The 19,903-nt window shown below is 30.8% G+C and carries 12 protein-coding genes; 5 read left to right on the top strand and 7 right to left on the bottom strand.

Annotated elements, in window-relative coordinates:
• Positions 1–63: 63 nt before the first annotated feature.
• The 3 genes from CX675_RS06585 to CX675_RS06575 all read right to left on the bottom strand — a co-directional run bounded on the left by CX675_RS06585 (position 64) and on the right by CX675_RS06575 (position 4,301).
• Entirely contained in the window at positions 64–1,518 is a 1,455-nt protein-coding gene (locus CX675_RS06585) for a hypothetical protein (protein WP_130734433.1), read from the bottom strand.
• A 247-nt stretch (positions 1,519–1,765) separates the two neighbouring features.
• Positions 1,766–2,197 (bottom strand): DUF4252 domain-containing protein, encoded by a 432-nt coding sequence (locus CX675_RS06580; protein WP_130734432.1) that lies wholly within the window; start codon positions 2,195–2,197, stop codon positions 1,766–1,768.
• Positions 2,198–2,315: 118 nt separating this feature from the next.
• Entirely contained in the window at positions 2,316–4,301 is a 1,986-nt protein-coding gene (locus CX675_RS06575; protein WP_130734431.1) for an endonuclease, read from the bottom strand.
• Between the two features lie 291 nt (positions 4,302–4,592).
• Between CX675_RS06575 and CX675_RS06570 the strand changes: the two genes are divergently transcribed.
• Positions 4,593–7,298: an aminopeptidase gene (locus tag CX675_RS06570; RefSeq protein ID WP_240723606.1), complete on the top strand. Its 2,706-nt coding sequence runs from the start codon at positions 4,593–4,595 to the stop codon at positions 7,296–7,298.
• Positions 7,299–7,475: 177 nt separating this feature from the next.
• Positions 7,476–9,881, top strand: coding sequence for a thiamine pyrophosphate-dependent enzyme (locus CX675_RS06565; RefSeq protein WP_130734430.1), 2,406 nt, complete (start codon positions 7,476–7,478; stop codon positions 9,879–9,881).
• A gap of 52 nt (positions 9,882–9,933) precedes the next feature.
• Here the strand turns inward: CX675_RS06565 and CX675_RS06560 are convergent, their stop codons facing one another.
• Positions 9,934–11,055 carry a cysteine desulfurase family protein gene (locus CX675_RS06560; protein WP_130734429.1) on the bottom strand — a complete coding sequence of 374 codons (1,122 nt, stop codon included), beginning with the start codon at positions 11,053–11,055 and terminating at the stop codon, positions 9,934–9,936.
• Positions 11,056–11,399: 344 nt separating this feature from the next.
• Between CX675_RS06560 and CX675_RS06555 the strand changes: the two genes are divergently transcribed.
• Positions 11,400–11,816: a hypothetical protein gene (locus CX675_RS06555; protein ID WP_130734428.1), complete on the top strand. Its 417-nt coding sequence runs from the start codon at positions 11,400–11,402 to the stop codon at positions 11,814–11,816.
• Between the two features lie 310 nt (positions 11,817–12,126).
• A complete protein-coding gene (locus tag CX675_RS06550; protein WP_130734427.1) occupies positions 12,127–12,540 on the top strand; it encodes a hypothetical protein in 414 nt (137 codons plus the stop codon).
• Positions 12,541–12,788: 248 nt separating this feature from the next.
• On the opposite strand, the gene CX675_RS06545 is transcribed toward CX675_RS06550, so the two are convergent.
• Positions 12,789–14,051, bottom strand: a complete 1,263-nt coding sequence (locus CX675_RS06545) for a pyridoxal phosphate-dependent aminotransferase family protein (protein ID WP_130734700.1) — start codon at positions 14,049–14,051, stop codon at positions 12,789–12,791.
• Between the two features lie 152 nt (positions 14,052–14,203).
• Here CX675_RS06545 and CX675_RS06540 point away from each other — a divergent pair, with 152 nt between their 5' ends.
• Positions 14,204–15,307: a T9SS type A sorting domain-containing protein gene (locus tag CX675_RS06540; protein ID WP_130734426.1), complete on the top strand. Its 1,104-nt coding sequence runs from the start codon at positions 14,204–14,206 to the stop codon at positions 15,305–15,307.
• Positions 15,308–15,369: 62 nt separating this feature from the next.
• On the opposite strand, the gene CX675_RS06535 is transcribed toward CX675_RS06540, so the two are convergent.
• Together CX675_RS06535 and CX675_RS06530 are read right to left on the bottom strand one after the other, a co-directional pair.
• A complete protein-coding gene (locus CX675_RS06535; RefSeq protein ID WP_130734425.1) occupies positions 15,370–16,857 on the bottom strand; it encodes an aminotransferase class V-fold PLP-dependent enzyme in 1,488 nt (495 codons plus the stop codon).
• Between the two features lie 132 nt (positions 16,858–16,989).
• Positions 16,990–19,903, bottom strand: a 2,914-nt coding sequence (locus CX675_RS06530) for a T9SS type A sorting domain-containing protein (RefSeq protein WP_205728612.1), incomplete at its 5' end; no start/stop codon positions are given.

The following is a 19,903-nucleotide window of genomic DNA, read 5'->3' as shown; positions in this document are numbered from 1 at the left end:
GAAAACATTTCTTTAAAATTTCCCTCAAGAGGTTGAGATTATTCAAGACAAAACAATATAATTTTAAAGCAGAATTTGCTTTAATCCATCGGCTACACTAATCCATAAAAAATTATAAAATGATTTTTCTTGATTTCTTTTTACCTCAACGGTTACCGTTTTTAATTCTTTATCAGAATCGTTTTTAACCAACAAGTTTCCTAGTGCAGACAAAAATTTATTCTTTTTATAAGGTTTGTCATTTCTATATAACACTACATTTAAATCGTTGTATTCCAAAGCAAAATCACCTTTATTTTCAATATCATTCCCTTTGAAGTTAAAAAATACTTTATCTAGATTTCCTTTAACAACTACATTCAAATAAGGTTTTGTAAAATAAGCCAGTTTTTCTGCATTGAAATGTATAATTTTTCCTTTAATTTCAAATCCTTCCATACTATCTAATACATTAAATTTCCAATCCACTTTTAAAGGAGTTTCTTTCATGAAATTACAATGAATTGCAATTTTCGTATCCTCTGTTTCGGTTTTATGCCAAGCACTCGAAAGAGAAGTAACGTGCATTTTAAAATGGTCAAAAATTAGTTTTCCTGGTCCTTCTTCAAATGTTTTCTCTTCTTCGTAGACAATTTTTGATTGTTTCAATAGTATATTTTTAATTTGCAAATCAAAAGGCAATTCTCGTAATAATTTAGTATATAATTTTTTCTTAGACAAATCATCTTTAGGCATTTTACCTCGATATATATTTGCATCTAAGCGATGTAAAGCAAGCGTGTCACATGTAAAATAAAAAACATCTTCAGCATTAAAACCCCAATCAATAGTGTTCATCTTTAATTCCTCTACTGCTACTGTAAATAAATCTTTTTCTTTGGGTATTTTTTGAACAAATGTTTTCCTGTCGTATACAGGTTTAAGTTGTAAATTCTGTAATTGAAAAGATGTTTTAGTTGTCTTTAGTTCATTCGCTTTTAAAGTATAAAACACATTAGGTCTATAAAAAAGACTATCACAACTAATACTATAATTTTTATATAAAAGCGGAATTTTTTGCTGCAAAGAAGCTTCACTAATAACAATTCCTTCTAGGTGTATATTTAAATTATGAAAGGAGGCTAAAATGGCATTATTTCCCTGATTGATTACCTTCACATTTCCATTGGTTAAGAAAATAGTAGAAACTACAATTATTTTATCAAAAGGTTTAATAACTTTACTTTGTATGCTTTTAGGATTAGAAAGTACAACATTATTATTTTTATACAAAACAATATCAGGTTTCCGAATTCTTAATTTTTCTGCTTTTATTTTACTACCAAATAAAATGCTACTAATACTAAAATCGGTAATTTCAATAGTAGCTACCGATGCATAAATTCCTATTTTTTTATCCTCATTTTCTTTTTTGGGGCAAACCACAATATCTGAAACTTGTATAGAAGAATTCCAAAGCGATAAATCGACATTTTTACAAGTTACATGATAATCAGAATTACTTTCTTGATTAATCAATTGGGGGATTTTTTTTTCTAACCAAAGGCTAACACCAAAGTTTAATATCCCAATGAAAATTAAGAGTATGATAAAAATGAGTCCTATTTTTTTTAGTCGGTGCATGATTGTAAATGGCTTCTATACTACTAAAATAGACATTTTTAAGGAGCTTAAAGTATTTTTCTAGAACTAAAAGCTTATTTTTATTTCATAAAAAAGCCTGTAAATAAACATTACAGGCTCTTAACTAATTCATTATCAAATTTTAACTCAGAGAAAAAAGAATTAACACACTGTCATTTTTCTCAGAACCTTCTACAAAAATCATTAATTCTTGTAATTCATCTTTATGATTGGTTTTCATTAAAAAGCTAGCTTCTTTACCTTTATCAGAAAATTTCATCAATTGTTCTAAACTTTTATTCTTTTGATACTTCTTTGCAACACTTTTCATATCTTTTCTAAGAGATTCATTAGAAGTAGAAAAAACTTTTATAAATTCTACTTTACTTAAAAAATCTATAATTTTATTTTCTTCTTTGTCTTTTCCTTTTTTACTGATTTCTATATCTGAAAACAAATCTTTATTAATCACAAAAGAAGACACTTCTTTATTATTTTCAAACTTGCTAAAAGATTGAGAAAAAATAAAACTGGTACCACATAAGAATACTAAAACACAAAATAAATTTTTCATAATGCTACATTTTTATAGTTATTGACACATAGAAGACGAATCATAATTTAATTTGTAACAAAAAAGCGACTAAAAAAGTCGCTTTACTATTTTATAATATAATAATGCTTCTTAATTCTTAATTAACTATAATTTTTTTATACACTGAAGCGGTTTCATTTGACACTTTCACTAAATAAATGCCTGTTGGCAAATGAATTGGTAAACGAGACTCATTTTCAAATTGATGCTGTAGTACTACTTGTCCTGATAAATTTGAAATTACTACTGTAGCCTTTCCTACAATACTGGAAAATAGCAAATAATCTGTAGCTGGATTTGGATATACTTTAACTAAATTCTCTTGAAAACTTTCGTTGGATAAAGCAAAAGACCAAGGTTGTCCATAATTTGCACCAAAAATATAGTCTGCTAATAACGGATAATCTATAAAAGGATTTCTATTGAATTGCCAAGTATAAATATAATTGTTTCGATTCATTTCAAAATCATCAGCAGGATCTTGAGTATTCCAAGTTAATAGTGTGGCTAAATCTCCCATTTGTCCAACTACATTATCTGCAGGATTACCATTCACTAAGGTAAGTCCGTTATAACGAACAGCCATATAAAACAAAGCTCTGGCAACATCACCATGCCAACTACCCTGACTTCCTGATGGTCCATTATAATCTACACCATAATCTCTATTACTTCGAGTTGAATTTTCAGCTCCATCTTCGGCTCTAATATGGTGCGCATCTCCATGTCCTGCCACAATATCGTCTGCATTGGTAGGCAACCATACATTTATTCCATCAGCCGTTGAAGAAGTTCCTCCTGAAAAACCGCCTCGAGATTGAGGAAAAATATGCTCCCTGTTCCAAACACCAATATTACTAGAACCTGTTTGATAATCTAAAATTGCTTTCGGACTTTCAACATACATTTGCCAAACTTGATTCGAGTTTAATGGGTTTTTATCAGATTCTTTTAAAATATATTCTATATCGCCATAATTATGAGCATGTACTACATTTGGATCAGCAATAATATCTTGTAAAGCCTGCTTTAATGCTGCTCCAGAAAGTCCTTCTAAGCTATCATAATAACCTGCTGGAGTTGTAGGAGTAACTATGCCATAAGTAGGGTTTAATGGTGTTCCATAAGTTTGTACTACATAATCATTATCATATACTCTAATAATTACATTGTTATTTGCAGAAGCATAACCAAAAGGAAGTGATTGTATCTGAATTAACATTTCTTCATCCCCTTCATCTGATGTATCATCATAAATAGGAATCGTTCTTTGTGCAGTAGTTTCACCAACTGGTATTGATACCGTTAAATTTACAGAACCATAATCACTAACCATAAAGTTTCCATTTACCAAAGTGTAATTAAAAACTAATTGTTCGTTTTGAACTGGTGTATCTGTAGAAAAAGTGATCACAAAACTTTCCCCTTCAATATAAGACGTTTCAGGAGTGGAAATAGTAACATAATTTATAACTACACCTGTTCCATCATTATTAGCACCTGGAGTAGCTACTTTTACTTCGTATGTACCATCATTTTTTCTTTGTACTGATTCAGAATCTTTTAAACCATTAGCATTTTCATTGGTACAATAGGTAATCCCCAAAATAGACATCATATTGGTAGGCTGATTAGTATTGTTTGAATAAGCAACAGCATCTATTAAATTAGTAGCAGAAGCAGGAGTTCCAGGTTGAACTGAATATTGAAAATCGGAAGCATCACCAAGGTATAAAGCCACAACATCTGGTCCATTTTGAACCAAATTATTTGCAAAAATACCCATTGGAGCTGGATTAACAGAACTATTTCCAAAATGTGCAATTCCATTAATATCAGTAGTGTAACCGTCTAAATCAAAAGCATAATAACAAGAAGTTCCAGAATAGGGAGACAAACTTCCCCCATTAAAAAAAACTAAAACATAACCATCCAAGGGAAAATTAGGAGAATCCGACTTTAATTCCACAAATTCTAATTGGTCAGAACTAGGTGTATCGGCATCGATTTCATTAATCACAATTTGGGCAGAACAAACAGAAACCAAAAAAAGAGCGATTAAAAGGTGTAATTTTTGAGGCATACTTTTTCTTTTTTTTACAAATGTAGGCATTAAGATTAACTTACTTAATCATAAACATTTGATTTTATTAACATTAAGCCTTTTTTGCAAAATTCTAAGCAGATTTTAAGGGTAAAACCTACAAAATGACGCAACTTTTTATTAAAATTGTAATCTTTTAATAAAAATACTTTGAAGATTAGGGGTTTACTATTATTACTTCTCTGCTCGTGTCTCTGTTTTTCTCAACATAATTCTAAAATTAGTGTTCGAGTAAACCAAGAAGACAAAACTCTTTCTGTTCAACAAGAATTGACCTATATAAATTCTAGCAACACTACGCTTCAAGAAATTGTTTTAAACGACTGGAATAATGCTTTTTCTAGTAAAAACTCACCATTGGCTAAACGCTTTTCGGATGAATATATTAGAGCATTTCATTTAGCTAAAGAAGAAGATCGAGGGTATACTGAAATTATAAGTATTAAAGAAAGTAATTTTTCAAATATAGCTTGGAAAAGACCTCAAGACCATGTCGATCTTTTAGAACTTAATTTAAATACTCCTTTATTACCTAGCGAAAGTATAACGCTTTTTTTGTCTTATAAAGTAAAAATTCCTAATGACCGTTTTACAAAATATGGTTTTACCAATGAAGGTAAGTTCTATTTAAAAAATTGGTTTCTGTCTCCTGCTCGATTTGAAGACAAAAAGTTTGTAAGCTATAGCAATGAAAATTTAGACGATATTTCTAATGCACCAACCAATTACAATTTAGAAATAGAAATTCCTAAAAATAATGCCATTGCTTCCGATTTATTTTTAGAGGCTAATACCGTTGTTTCTAATCCTAATTTTGACACCTATACTTTTCATGGAGAAAACAGAACCGATTTTACCTTATGCATTACCCCTAAAAAAGAGTTTACACATTACAAAAATGAATTAGGAGAAGTAGTTACCAATTTGGAAACCAAAATAGAAGATATTAACAAAGCAATTATTATAGATAAAATCACTCATTTTGTTGCGGAAAAAACGGGAAACTCTTCTTTTAAAAAAATATTGGTATCCAAAGAAGATTATAATCGTCAACCTTTCTATGGTTTAAATCAATTGCCTTCTTTTTTAAGCCCTTTTTCAGATGAGTTTATGTTTGAATTGATGTTTTTGAAAACCTATACAAATAATTATCTCAAAGAAAATCTACAATTAAATCCTAGAAAAAATCAATGGATTGCAGATGGTATTCAGGTTTTCATTATGATGCAATATATTGATACTTATCATCCTGAAATAAAAATGACAGGAAATTTGTCTAAAATTAAACTTTTAAAATCTTATCATTTCATTAATCTAGATTTCAATCAACAGTATAATTATTTGTACATGTTAATGGCTAGAAAAAACCTCGACCAACCGTTAACTGAGTACAAAAACAATTTAATTAAATTTAACGAGCAAATTGCAAATAAATACAAAGCAGGATTAAGTTTAAACTATTTAAATTCCTATTTAGGTAAAGAAATTGTAGCTAATACCATCAAAGAATTTTTAGCCTTAAATGAAACCAACCAAACCAATGCAACCGATTTTAAAATGCTTTTAGAAAGCAAAACAGATAAAAATTTAGATTGGTTTTTTACAACACTTGTAGATAGTAGAGAAATTATTGACTATAAAATATCTAAAATTAAAAAACAGAAAGATAGTGTTTATGTTACTATTAAAAACAAGACTAAAACTAATGTTCCCATTTCGTTATACCAACTTAAAAATGACAGCATTATAAATAAGCAATGGCTAGAAAACATTAAAACAGATACTACTTTTGTTTTACCAAGAAATGAGGCAACAAAACTAGTTTTAAATTACCAAAACGAAGTCCCAGAATATAGTTTAAGAAACAATTGGAAATCGTTAAAAGGATTTTTCTTTAATCATAGGCCCTTAAAATTGAATTTCTATAAAGATTTAGAAGAACCTAATTACAACCAACTCTTTTACATGCCAGAATTTGAGTTTAATCTATATGATGGTATCGCCTTCGGTGTTCGTTTTAATAACAAATCTATATTAAACAAACCATTTAATTTTAGTGTTGCACCATTTTATTCTACCAATACTGGAAAAATAATTGGTAATTTTTCTGCAATTGTAGACGATTATGTTAGAGATGATAGTAAGTTATACCGTATTATTTATGGATTAAGCGGAAACCAATCACATTATGCTCCTAATACAAAATATACAAGAATAATACCTTCTGTGCAATTTATTTTTAGAGATCGAAACTTAAGAACTAACAAAACAGAATACATACAAATTAAAGAGATATTTATAGACAGAGAAGGAACTAAAAATTTAGCTATAAACACCGAAGCTTCACGATTTTCTGTATTTAGCGCTTCCTATGGAAATTTCCAATCCGAGATTACAAAAGTTTTTAATCTATCCAATCAAGTACAAATTTCAAATTCATTTGGAAATGTAACAACAGTAATTAATTATCGAAAATTATTTGAAAATAATAGACAAATAAGTCTTAGACTTTTTGCAGGAAAATTTATCTATTCAAACAAAGAGAACAATTTATATAGCTTTGGATTAGACAAACCCGTTGATCTTACATTTCAAACTAATTTATTAGGTAGAAGTGAATCTACAGGTCTTTTTAGTCAGCAATTTGTCTATTCAGAAGGAGGCTTTAAATCGAAATTAGACACTCGTTATGCAAACAATTGGATGACTACCATAAATGGATCGGTAAATATTTGGAATTGGATACAAGTTTATGGTGATGTTGGGTTACTTAAAAATCATTTTCAACCTACTCAATTTCTCTACGATTCAGGAATACATTTAAACTTAGTGCCTGACTATTTTGAATTGTTTTTACCAGTTCAGTCTTCTAATGGTTTTGAATTAAATGATAAAAACTATCATGAAAAAATTCGATTTCTAATTACTATTAGTCCTAAAACACTTGTTTCATTATTTACCAGAAAATGGTTTTAATAACATTTTTTTGATTTTTTAAACATTTTTCAATAAAACAGCATTAAAACACCTAATAAATACAATATTTATATTAATTTGAATATATTAGTAATAATTATTAATATTTAAAGACCCCTCCTATTGCTTTTTCCCTAGTATTTGACTATATTTGTGGCAACATCAAAATTAATACTTATGAGTAATTCTGTCACAAAAGAAACTTTATCTTTCCAAGATTTTAAAACTGAAGTACTTAAAGACTATAAGACTGCTGTAATCAGTAGAGAATGTAGTTTGTTAGGGAGACGTGAGGTTCTTACTGGAAAAGCTAAGTTTGGTATTTTTGGAGACGGCAAAGAAGTACCTCAACTTGCTATGGCTAAAGCTTTTAAAAATGGAGACTTTAGATCTGGTTATTACCGTGATCAAACCTTCATGATGGCCATTAATGAACTTACTATTGAGCAATTTTTTGCTGGTCTGTATGGTCATACCGATATTGATTTTGATCCAATGAGTGCTGGAAGACAAATGGGAGGACATTTCGCTACACATAGTTTAGATAAAAATGGGAATTGGAAAAATCTTACCCAGCAAAAAAATTCTAGTGCAGACATCTCTCCTACTGCTGGGCAAATGCCACGTTTATTAGGATTAGCACAAGCATCAAAAATATTCAGAAATGTAAAAGAACTTGAAAACCATACTAATTTTTCTATTTCAGGAAATGAAATAGCTTGGGGAACCATCGGAAATGCATCTACCTCTGAAGGCTTATTTTTTGAAACAATAAATGCTGCTGGGGTTTTACAAGTACCAATGGTAATGAGTGTGTGGGATGATGAATATGGAATTTCAGTTCACGCTAAATACCAAACTACTAAAGAAAATATTTCTGAAATCTTAAAAGGTTTTCAAAGAGATGAAGAAAACAAAGGATACGAAATTATTCGTGTTAAAGGTTGGGACTATCCAGCACTAGTAGATGTATATGAAAAAGCAGCTAAAATAGCTAGAGAAGAACACATACCCGTTTTAATACACGTGGATGAATTAACACAACCTCAAGGTCATTCAACTTCTGGTAGTCATGAAAGATACAAAAGTCGAGAACGCTTAGATTGGGAAAAGGAATTTGACTGTATCGAACAAATGAAACTTTGGATGATTAGCAATAATATTGCTACCGAAGAAGAAATAGACGAAATTAATTCAACGTGTAAAAAAGCAGTTTTAGAAGGAAAAAAAGCAGCTTGGGCAGCTTACAACAATCCTATTAAAAATGAATTACAAGAATTAGTAATCCTATTACAAGATATTGCAAAAACGAGCGCTAATAAAGTTTTTATAGAAAAACATGCTAATGATTTAGCTTCTATAAAAGAACCTATCAGGAAAGATATTTTAACAACAGCTAGAAAAGTACTTCGTTTGATTATTAAAGAAGAAGGAAAATCTATTTTAGCCAATTGGATTACAACATATTCTAAAAAAATACAACCAAAATTCAGTTCGCATTTATATTCTGAATCTGAAAAAAATGTATTTAATGTAAAAGAAGTTTTACCTGCTTATGATGAAACTAGTGAAGATATTGATGCACGTTTGATTTTAAGAGATAATTTTGATTATTTATTTTCCAAATATCCGGAAACACTTATTTTCGGTGAAGATACTGGAAACATTGGTGATGTTAATCAAGGCTTAGAAGGCATGCAAGAAAAATATGGTGAATTACGAGTTGCCGATACTGGAATTCGTGAAGCTACCATTCTTGGTCAAGGTATTGGTTTAGCCATGCGAGGATTACGCCCTATTGCAGAAATTCAATATTTAGATTATTTATTGTATGCTATTCAAATCATGAGTGATGATTTAGCCACTTTACAATACAGAACGCATGGAAAACAAAAAGCACCTTTAATCATTAGAACACGTGGTCATCGCTTAGAAGGTATTTGGCATGCAGGATCACCAATGGGAATGATTATCAATGCTGTCAGAGGAATTCATGTTTTAGTACCTAGAAACATGACTAAAGCGGCTGGTTTCTATAATACACTTCTAGAAACAGATGAACCTGCTTTATTAATAGAATGTTTGAATGGGTATCGTTTAAAAGAGAAAAAACCAACCAACATCGGTGAGTTTAAAACGCCTATTGGAGTAGTTGAAACAATTAAAGAAGGAAAAGACCTTACTGTTGTTTCTTATGGTTCTACACTACGATTAGTAGAACAAGCGGCAAAAGAGCTACTTGAAGCAGGCATTGACATCGAAATTATTGACATACAGTCTTTACTTCCTTTTGATATTAATCAAGATATTGTAAAAAGCTTAGCCAAAACAAATCGCTTATTAGTAATTGATGAAGATGTACCAGGAGGTGCAAGTGCCTATATTCTTCAAGAAATAATTGAAAAGCAAAAAGGTTTCTTCCATTTAGATAGTGAGCCACAAACCTTAACAGCACAAGCTCACCGACCAGCATACGGTACTGATGGAGACTATTTTTCAAAACCAAGCGCTGAAGATATATATGAAAAGGTATACAAAATTATGTCGGAAGCTTACCCTTCAAAATATCCAGATTTATTCTAATATTAATATAAAAGAAACACAAAAAGGAGATTCACCGAATCTCCTTTTATTTTTATATCGTTTGTAAAACTTCCACCAAATAGTCAATTTCCTCTTTTGTATTCCAATGACTAAACGAAATTCTAATATTGGGTTTTAATTGTTCTTCAGGTGATAAAAATGCAGCTAAAACATGAGATGGTTTATTACTTCCACTTTGGCAAGCACTACCTCTTGATACAGCTATTCCTTTCATATCTAAAGAAAAAAGTAACATGGCTGTTTTATTGGGGTCTAATGGCAACACCACGTTCATCATATTATAAAAAGTATTCAAACCAATGATTTTACTATCTGGAAAAGCTTTTTTCAAACTTTCTGTACAATATTTTTTTAAACTTTCAATATAAGCTCGTTCTTCGTTTAGATTGATGTAAGCCAATTCTAATGCTTTAGCCATGCCAGAGACTTGATGGACCGCTTCTGTTCCTGCTCTAAAACCTTTTTCCTGTTCACCACCATATAATAACGGTTGTAGAATAGTATTCTTTTTTATATAAGCAAAACCAATCCCTTTTGGACCATGAAATTTATGTGCCGTACCTACTATAAAATCAGCTCCTAACAAATTCACATCTAAGGGCATTTTTCCTATTGACTGTACTGCGTCACAATGAAAATAAGCTTTTTTTTCTTGACATATTTTACTTACTTGATCAATAGGAAGAATTTCTCCTGTCTCATTATTCACATGCATTAAAGACACTATGGTTTTCTCATCATCTTCTAAAAAACCATTCAAAAAAGCGATATCTAAATTTCCATCTTCTAAAATAGGCAAATAAGAGACCTTTACATTATACTCTTTCTCCAAAACTAAAACCGTATGCAACGTTGCATGATGTTCTATTTTAGAGGTAATTATATGTTTTACCCCTAAATCCTTAACTGCACTTCTTAAAATCCAATTGGTAGCTTCAGTTGCACTAGAAGTAAAAATTATTTCTGAAGCCAAAGCATACAAGTGTTTTGCAATTATTTTTCTAGAAGATTCTAAAATATTTTTAGCATTTCTACCAAAACTATGTGTAGAAGAAGGATTTCCAAAATTTTCAATCAAAACGGATGTCATTTCATGAATCACTTCTTCTCTTAAAGCTGTTGTAGCAGCATTATCAAAATACACTTTTTTCATAACAAAAATCTTGTTACAAAGATAATACAAACTATAAAAATAACCGTCTTATATAGTTTTATAAACTATTTTATAAAATCATATAAAAATCTTTTAACATATTGTTTTATGTTAATTTTAACATTGTATTAACACAAAAACAACCTTTTGTCGATATAAACAAACATACATTGAAAGTTTAACAAAATCGGCAAATAACTTGTAAACTTTTTTTATTTCCTAATTATATATTTACATAAGTATTTTATAATAAGATCATTAAGACCAATAATATAGATTTTTTTAAGATGCTAAAGGTCGCATAAACGTTCAAGACCATAAGGAACAAAAAATAACCCAAAACTATGAAAAACTTTACTTTATCATTTTTATTAGCAATTGGATTTTGCTTGGCAGGTTTCTCTCAATGTAATGATGGAACGATTACTGGTTATTTTACCGTTATTTTAGGACAACCTACAACTTTTACAGCTTCACCTAATGCACAATGTGATAACTGTTATGATTGGGACATCAATAATCATTGCACTTCTACAGAAAACCAAACTATTGGAACATTAAAAATTGTAGGATCAGATACAAACAAAACACTAACTATCGAACCCACTGCAGTAGGTACTTTCTCCATTCATTTATCGTATATGGATGAAAAAGGATATCACACTGCTTCTTTTATGGGAAATGTAGTAAGTCCTACAGAAATTGTTTCAAATCATACTCAGGTTACCACATTAGTAAAAGAGAAAAAGAAATTAAAATAAACATAACAAAACAACTATAAATAAATTTTCTTGTTAACGACTTCTATTTTTAATAGAAGTCGTTTTTTTATTATTTTTCCATAAGCCCCAAAAACACTAACACTAACAAGGTTATAAACAACCATTTGTCGATAAAAAAACACCTTTAATCTGTATTTTAACAAAATAATTGTTAAAAATTTAAAAATATATTACTACTTTTATAAAAACACAAACATAATTTATTTAAAAGTAAACATTCTATTACATTTTTAAATAAGGGTCGTAATAATGTTCAAGACCAAAATGGAACAAATAAAGCCTCATAAACATGAAAAGATTCACTTTAACTTTGGTTTTTGCAATGATGTTTTGCTTATTCGGATTTTCTCAATCTAACAACGGAACCATTTCAGGTTATTTTACTGTTATTTTAGGGCAACCTACCACATTTACATTAAGCAACTTTCAAGAATCTGAAAGCTATAAATGGGATGTTAATACAAACTTAACTAATAGTAAGAATAAAAAAGGTTTAGGAGAATTAAAGATTATTGGTAATAACAACGAAAAATTCTTAATTGTAGAACCTACCGAATTGGGTATTTTTTCTATAGAAATCGTTTATACAGATAAAAAAGGATATCACACCGCGAGTTTTATCGGCAATATAGTAAGCCCTACTATAACTCAACAGGAAGAAAGTATAACTGCTTTAGATGTGTCTAAAAAACAAAAACAATAGGTTTCTATTTTAACAACTATAAAGAATACATATACCAAAACAAGAAACCTAAAAAACCATAAATAATAATTAGTAAAATTTCTAGCCGATATTCTTCAAATTTTCTTTTCATAGTTATAGCATTTCTTACAAATGTAAACAAGTTATTGAAAAATAACAATATGAGTTTCTGAAATACACATTTAAGTTTTTAAAAATAAAAAAACCACTTGTAAACAAGTGGTTTTTATTTTATTAGCTTTTAAAAATTATTTTTCCATATCAACAACATTAGCTTCAGCTATTTTCTTATAAGTTCCGTTATTCAATTTTTCACGGATTGCTTCAAACGCCGCTAATGTTTCTTCAATATCTTGTATAGTATGAGATGCAGTAGGTATCATTCTTAGTAAAATAATCCCTTTAGGAATTACTGGATATACAACAATTGAAAGGAAAATACCATAGTTTTCACGTAAATCATTAACCATAATCATGGCTTCAGGTATAGATCCTTCTAAATATACAGGAGTTACACAAGTATTTGTGTCACCTATATTAAAACCTCTGTCTTTTAATCCATTTTGTAATGCATTTACATTCTCCCATAACTTATCTTTCAGTTCTGGCATTGTTTTTAACATTTGCAAACGTTTTAAAGCACCAACAGTTTGAATCATTGGTAATGATTTGGCAAACATTTGCGAACGTAAATTATATTTCAAATAATCGATAATATCTTTATCACCTGCTAAGAAAGCGCCAATACTAGCCATTGATTTTGCAAAAGTAGAAAAATAAACGTCAATCCCATCTTGACATCCTTGCTCCTCACCAGCTCCAGCTCCAGTTTTACCTAATGTTCCAAAACCATGTGCATCATCAACTAATAATCTAAAATTATATTTTTCTTTCATAGCAACAATTTCTTTTAATTTACCTTGTTGTCCACGCATTCCAAATACTCCTTCAGTTATAAATAAGATACCTCCGCCTGTTTCTAAAGCCATTTTAGTAGCACGCTGAAGGTTTTTCTCCATGCTTTCTAAATCATTATGCTTATACGTAAAACGCTTCCCCATATGTAAACGCACTCCGTCAATAATACAAGCATGAGCATCAACATCATATACAATGATATCATTTTTTGTTACCAAAGCGTCTATGGCAGACATAATTCCTTGGTATCCAAAGTTTAATAAATAAGCTGCCTCTTTTTGAACAAAAGTTGCTAATTCTCTTTCTAATTCTTCATGAATATCAGTATGACCACTCATCATCCTTGCTCCCATTGGATAAGCCGCTCCATATTGTAAAGCTGCTTCAGCATCCGTTTTTCTAACTTCAGGATGATTTGCTAAACCTAAATAATCGTTTATACTCCAATTTAAAATCTCTTTTCCATGAAATTTCATTCTCGGTCCTAACTCTCCTTCTAATTTAGGAAAAACATAATATCCTTCAGCCTGAGAAGCCCATTTTCCTAAAGGTCCTTTATTATTTTGAATTCTTTCAAATAAATCTTTTACCATAATATTTTTCATTTTGAAAACTCCGCAAAAATAAGAATTAAAATGAGTTTTTACATTAAATTATTCAAGGAATATTAAAAAAACAATGAACTCAAATATTTTTATAATTATATTTATAGTATTTTTCAACAAACAACTATAAAACAAACAAAATGAACATTTTAAAAACTACACTCGCCTTGTTATTGTTATTATTACATAGTAACAACAACTACTCGCAAGCTCCTTATGGTTCTGCCGGGCAACAAACAGCTGTTTATTTAAACTCTTCAAACGGAATTCCTTTTGGGTATTATGAATACTTACCCCAAAACTTTACTCCTACATCAGGTACTTCCTATCCTGTACTTATTTTTTATCACGGTATCGGTGAAAAAGGAAATGGAACAACAGAACTTTACAAAGTATTAGCAAATGGAACTCCAAAACAAATCCAACAGGGAATGCATTTTCCAGCAATTGTTATTTCACCACAAAAAGGTAGCGGCTGGTTCTCTGGTGCTGATTTTTTAACATTGTATAATTATTTATTACTCAATTATCCAATTGATACTAACAGAGTATACATTACGGGCTTAAGTGCTGGCGGTGGTGGCGTTTGGCAGGCGTTAAATAGCCATCATGATAAAATAGCTGCAGCTGTACCAATTTGCGGTGCTGGCAGTATTTCAAATCCTGCTCTATTCTTACAGAACACCAATATTTGGATACATCATAATTTTGGTGACACAACGGTTCAAAAAACACAATCCATAAACAATGCTAATCGTATTGCTAACAATTCTGAAACGGTTATGGATGTTTACCCATATGGAGCAAATAATACAGCTGCTACAACCGATTTCACAATGCAATTTGATACCAATACACAAACTTGGACTGGAAATTCGGGTGTAGCAGAACCCATTGACAGACTTTGTTTTACTCTTTATAAAGCAAATGGACATAACGCTTGGAGTACTACTTATAATAATCCTTCAGTATACGATTGGATGTTTTCAAAAACATTAAATATCGCATTATCAAATCCTACATTTGAAAATCATAATATGACTGTCTATCCAAATCCAACAAAAGATATTATCCGTTTTTCAAAAAATATTATATCAGAAGCAATTAATATTTATGATATAAGTGGTAAAAAAATATCTTCAGGATTTAGTATTCAAGCTAATACTATAGACATTTCTAGTTTTGAAAATGGAATATATTTTTTAAAGTTGAAAAATCAAACTTTTAAAATAGTCAAAAATTAACATAAAATAATAAAGCCGATTTATAAAAATCGGCTTTATTATTTTATAACTAAAAAACAAAATTAATTAAACCATTTGGTTACCATTTCCTTTTCAATATTTACGGCATTTTTATGAATAAATTCATTACTTTTTGCATTGTATAGATAATCATTTTTCCATTCTAAATGGTTTTCCGCTAATGCAGTAATGCTTTTGCATACATATTCAATTTCTTCAGTAGTAGTAGTTGGATGAATAGACATTCTTATCCACCCTGGTTTCTTTTCTAAATCTCCAGCAGATATTTGACAAACAATAGAATTTGAGGTTTCTTGATCTACATGCAATAAATAATGTCCATAAGTACCTGCACAACTGCATCCTCCTCTTGTTTGAATACCAAATTTATCATTCAATATTTTCACTCCTAAATTATAGTGCAAATCATTAATATAAAATGAAATAACACCCAACCTTTCTTTATGTTGAGGCGCTAAAATATTAATATTACTAATATTACCCAGCGATTGAAAAACATATTCTGTTAATTCGTGTTCTCTATTTAAAATATTAGTAATACCCATTTCCTGTTTTAATTGAATAGACAATGCAGCTTTAATTACTTGTAAAAAACCAGGAGTTCCTCCATCTTCTCTTTCTTCTATATTTTCAATATATTGGTGATCTCCCCATGGATTTGTCCATCTCACTGTTCCTCCACCAGGACAATCTGGAACATTGTTTTTATATAAATTCTTATTAAAAACCATTACACCACAAGTTCCTGGACCTCCTAAAAATTTATGTGGAGAAAAAAATATAGCATCTAAATAAGATTCTTTATCATTATCTGGATGCATATCGATTTCTACATATGGGCCAGAACAAGCAAAATCAACAAAACAAACTCCATTATTTTGATGCATTAACTTTGCTACAGCATGATAAGGCGTCTTTATACCCGTTACATTTGAACATGATGTAATCGAAGCAATTTTAAAACTCCTTTCTTTATATTGCTCTAATAACACTTTTAAGTTGTCTAAACAAAATAATCCTTCTTCATCAGCTGGCACTACAATAACATCTGCAATTGTTTCCAACCATGATGTTTGATTAGAATGGTGTTCCATATGGGAAATAAAAACGATAGGCTTTAATTCTTTAGGGAAACTAGTATATTCTTTTAAATTCTCAGAAATTCTTAACCCTAGTATTCTTTGAAGTTTATTTACAACCCCTGTCATTCCAGTACCATCGGTAATTAGTATATCGTTTTGGGATGCATTTACATGATTTTTAATAATTGTTCTAGCTTTATGGTAAGCCATAGTCATTGCTGTACCTGAAATTGTAGTTTCTGTATGTGTGTTTGCTACAAAAGGTCCAAAATCGTTCATCAATTTTTCTTCTATTGGGCGATACAAACGTCCACTTGCAGTCCAATCGGTATAAACTATTTTTTGTTCTCCATAGGGTGACAAAAACGATTGATTTACACCAATAATATTATCTCTAAACTTTTTAAAATATAACTCTAAAGCTGTCATAGATTGAGTACCTATCATAAAACATTATTTTCATACAAAGATACATCTTTTCTATTATTCTATGAATTTACTTTTTTTTAAGAAAGAAGATAAAATAAAAAGCTCCGAATTAAAACAATTCGAAGCTTTTCAAAATTAATTATTAATATCCTATTCTTTAATTACTTTAATCACATGTACAGTACCTTCAATAGTTATATTAACTACATAAGCACCTGCATTTAATTGAGACATGTTAATTGATGTAGAAGCCGCTTCCACTTTTCTAGACAACACTTCCTGACCAAGCATATTATAAATTGCTACAGAATTAATGTTTGATGAATATTCTAAATTAAGTATATCTTTTACTGGATTTGGATAAGCCACAAAATTAGTTAAATCAAATGCAGAAGTACTTAATAAATCATTTACTTGAATTCCAAAAGAACCTGAAGTTGCTGAACCCCATCTATCTACTTGAACATAATATGTGTTACCTGGTGTTAAACCTGTTAGAGATAAATATGAACTGTAATCTACAGTTGTTCCACCATCTTGATCACAATCTACTTCCGCTGGTAAAGTAGATAAATCTGAACACGTGATTCCATTTCCATCATAAACAGCAATTTCAGTATCACCATCTGATAAAGTTCCACCTGAAAAATCGGTTGTTACTTCAACTGTACCACCTGCTGGAGCCACAAAACTAAACCAAACAGAACCATCTATACCATTGTTAAAGCAAGAGCCTACTGGCTCATTTGTTTGCGCAGTAGCACCTTCCAATGTATAAGCAGTTCCAGTTGTAGCTGCTCCTAATGTTAATGGAATTGCATTACATAAATCATCATTTACTGGAGGACAAACTGCATATGTGAAAGTCCCTAAAGACAAATTACAAATAGCATCTGTACCATGCAATAATGTTAAAGTAGCTGAAGAACCATAAGCAAATGGACCTACTTGTGTAATTCCCACTCCTGTAACTGTCCAAGATGACACACCATCTGTAATTGAAGGTGAACCACTTCCTAAATCAGTAACTTCAACATCAAGACTGAATTGTCCATTTGCACAATCGTGAACAGCTGTTATTTCACCAACTGCTGGAGGTGTACAACTTGCAGCAACAATATTTATTGTAAAATCCAGAGTAACACCATAAGTACCACTATAACATGGGTTAACAGTTGGCATAAAATCAGCGGTAACAATTCTCATTCTATGTGCACCTAGAGGAGCTGTACCCGACATTACAAAAGAGGCATTATAAGTTGTCGGATTTGTTGCAGAAGATTCTCCTGAAAACACTATTTCACCAGCATCATCAAAATCAAAATCATCATTAAAATCTATTAAAATATATGTATTATATGTATAACCTGTTGCAAAAGTAATTTGTACATTATTAGAAATTCCTTGAGACATATCTACCGAAGTTGCAGTATGATCATAGTATGTGACATCTGGAGTAGGGAAACTTGTGCTAACTACATCCACATTAGTTATACCTAAATCATCATTACTTGTTGGAACTGAAGTACAATAACAACCATTTGCATTTGTTGTAAATGTAGTTTCAACACATCCAGTTGCATCTCCAATGGCATTATATGGTGTAATTGTAAAGTAATAAGTAGTGTTAATTGTTCCCGTGAAAGTATACGTTAAAGCGCTTCCTAAATCAACATTATCTAGAACATCATTTCCACCTGGAGTAGTTCCTAATGTAATTCTATATCCATCTGCTCCAGAAACAGCATCCCAAGATAAGTTGTTTGCAAAATTTCCGCATGATGCATCAGGGGTTCCTACTACATTTGAAGCACATGAAGGAGCTGTAGATGGAATCTCTTCCCATTTAACGTCATCTATTAAAACACTGTATAACATTGTACCTGTTCTCAAAGCAAACACTACTGAACCACTTGGCATTCCAGTTGGTACTGTAATAAAGTTTTGAGGAACAGAAGTACTATTTGTTACAATAGAAGATATTGAGACAAATGTATTTGCATCATCTGGATTAGTTAAATATCCTAATTCTAATGTTTCTCCAGCTGTAAAATTAGCTCTCACTTTCATATTCATTCTATGCGTACCAGCATCAGCATTACTAACAGGTATCATTTTTACCACTGGTCTTGAACTAGAACTACTACTGTACATATATAAATTTCTATTACCTGTTATTCCAGTACTAGTTTGAGGATAAGCAGAACCTGAAGAACCTACTTTAGCCCAACAAGCTGGAAATATTGCAGCGGTTGTTGCCTCAAAATCTTCTGTAAATTCAGTTACACTAGAACATAATGTTGTAAAATTCACTGGACCAAACCAAGTACTTTGACTAGACGCACTACAATAAGTTCTCACATATACTTCATAGGCCGTGTTAGGTGTTAATCCTGTTATTTCTCCTTCTATTGGCTGATAGTCTACTGGAGTTCCTGAACCTGTTGGGGTACCAGTTCCTGCTGGTTGCACCACATATTCCCAATCAAATACAACTCCACTACCTGTCCAATCAATATCCACAGATGTATCAGTAATATTGTAAGCGATTAAATTTGTAGGAGCCAAACATGCGGGAGCTTCATCAAAAGAAATATCATCTAAAGAAATATCGCCATTGGTTCCATTACCACGTACCGCTCTAAATCGAGCTTGTATATCACCACTGAAAGCAGATAAACTTACAACTCTTTGCATCCATGGTGCAGCCTGAGTAGTTTGCTGTTGTCCAGTAATAACATCAACATCATTAACCCAAGATATCCCATCAAAAATATCAACATGTAATTCACCAATATTAGCACCAAACATATGATAATAAAATTGTAATGAAGGATCAGATAACCCAGAGATATTAATCATTGGTGTATAAAGTTGAGCAATCGACCCTGTACTACCACTTGAAGCTTCTACATAAAAGTATTTTACACCACTATTAGCTCCCGTTGGACCTGTAGTTGGTGAAGAAGGTGTTCCTCCTGCCCCATCAACATTCCATCTAAAAGAGCCAGTTGTATTTGTTGGCATTGTTGACCAACAATCAGCGATTACTGCACTTGTTGTT

Source organism: Flavobacterium sp. J27 (assembly GCF_004303025.1).
Lineage (GTDB): Bacteria > Bacteroidota > Bacteroidia > Flavobacteriales > Flavobacteriaceae > Flavobacterium.
The sequence above is the reverse complement of the archived record's forward strand: the minus strand, read 5'-3'. Positions and strand labels throughout refer to the sequence as shown.

What these genes read in the sequence shown, in the direction of transcription:
- CX675_RS06580 (WP_130734432.1), bottom strand. Translation starts at nt 2,197, where the DNA reads ATGAAAAATTTATTTTGTGTTTTAGTATTCTTATGTGGTACCAGTTTT.
- CX675_RS06575 (WP_130734431.1), bottom strand. Translation starts at nt 4,301, where the DNA reads ATGCCTCAAAAATTACACCTTTTAATCGCTCTTTTTTTGGTTTCTGTT.
- CX675_RS06565 (WP_130734430.1), top strand. Translation starts at nt 7,476, where the DNA reads ATGAGTAATTCTGTCACAAAAGAAACTTTATCTTTCCAAGATTTTAAA.
- CX675_RS06560 (WP_130734429.1), bottom strand. Translation starts at nt 11,055, where the DNA reads ATGAAAAAAGTGTATTTTGATAATGCTGCTACAACAGCTTTAAGAGAA.
- CX675_RS06555 (WP_130734428.1), top strand. Translation starts at nt 11,400, where the DNA reads ATGAAAAACTTTACTTTATCATTTTTATTAGCAATTGGATTTTGCTTG.
- CX675_RS06550 (WP_130734427.1), top strand. Translation starts at nt 12,127, where the DNA reads ATGAAAAGATTCACTTTAACTTTGGTTTTTGCAATGATGTTTTGCTTA.
- CX675_RS06545 (WP_130734700.1), bottom strand. Translation starts at nt 14,051, where the DNA reads ATGGTAAAAGATTTATTTGAAAGAATTCAAAATAATAAAGGACCTTTA.
- CX675_RS06540 (WP_130734426.1), top strand. Translation starts at nt 14,204, where the DNA reads ATGAACATTTTAAAAACTACACTCGCCTTGTTATTGTTATTATTACAT.
- CX675_RS06535 (WP_130734425.1), bottom strand. Translation starts at nt 16,857, where the DNA reads ATGATAGGTACTCAATCTATGACAGCTTTAGAGTTATATTTTAAAAAG.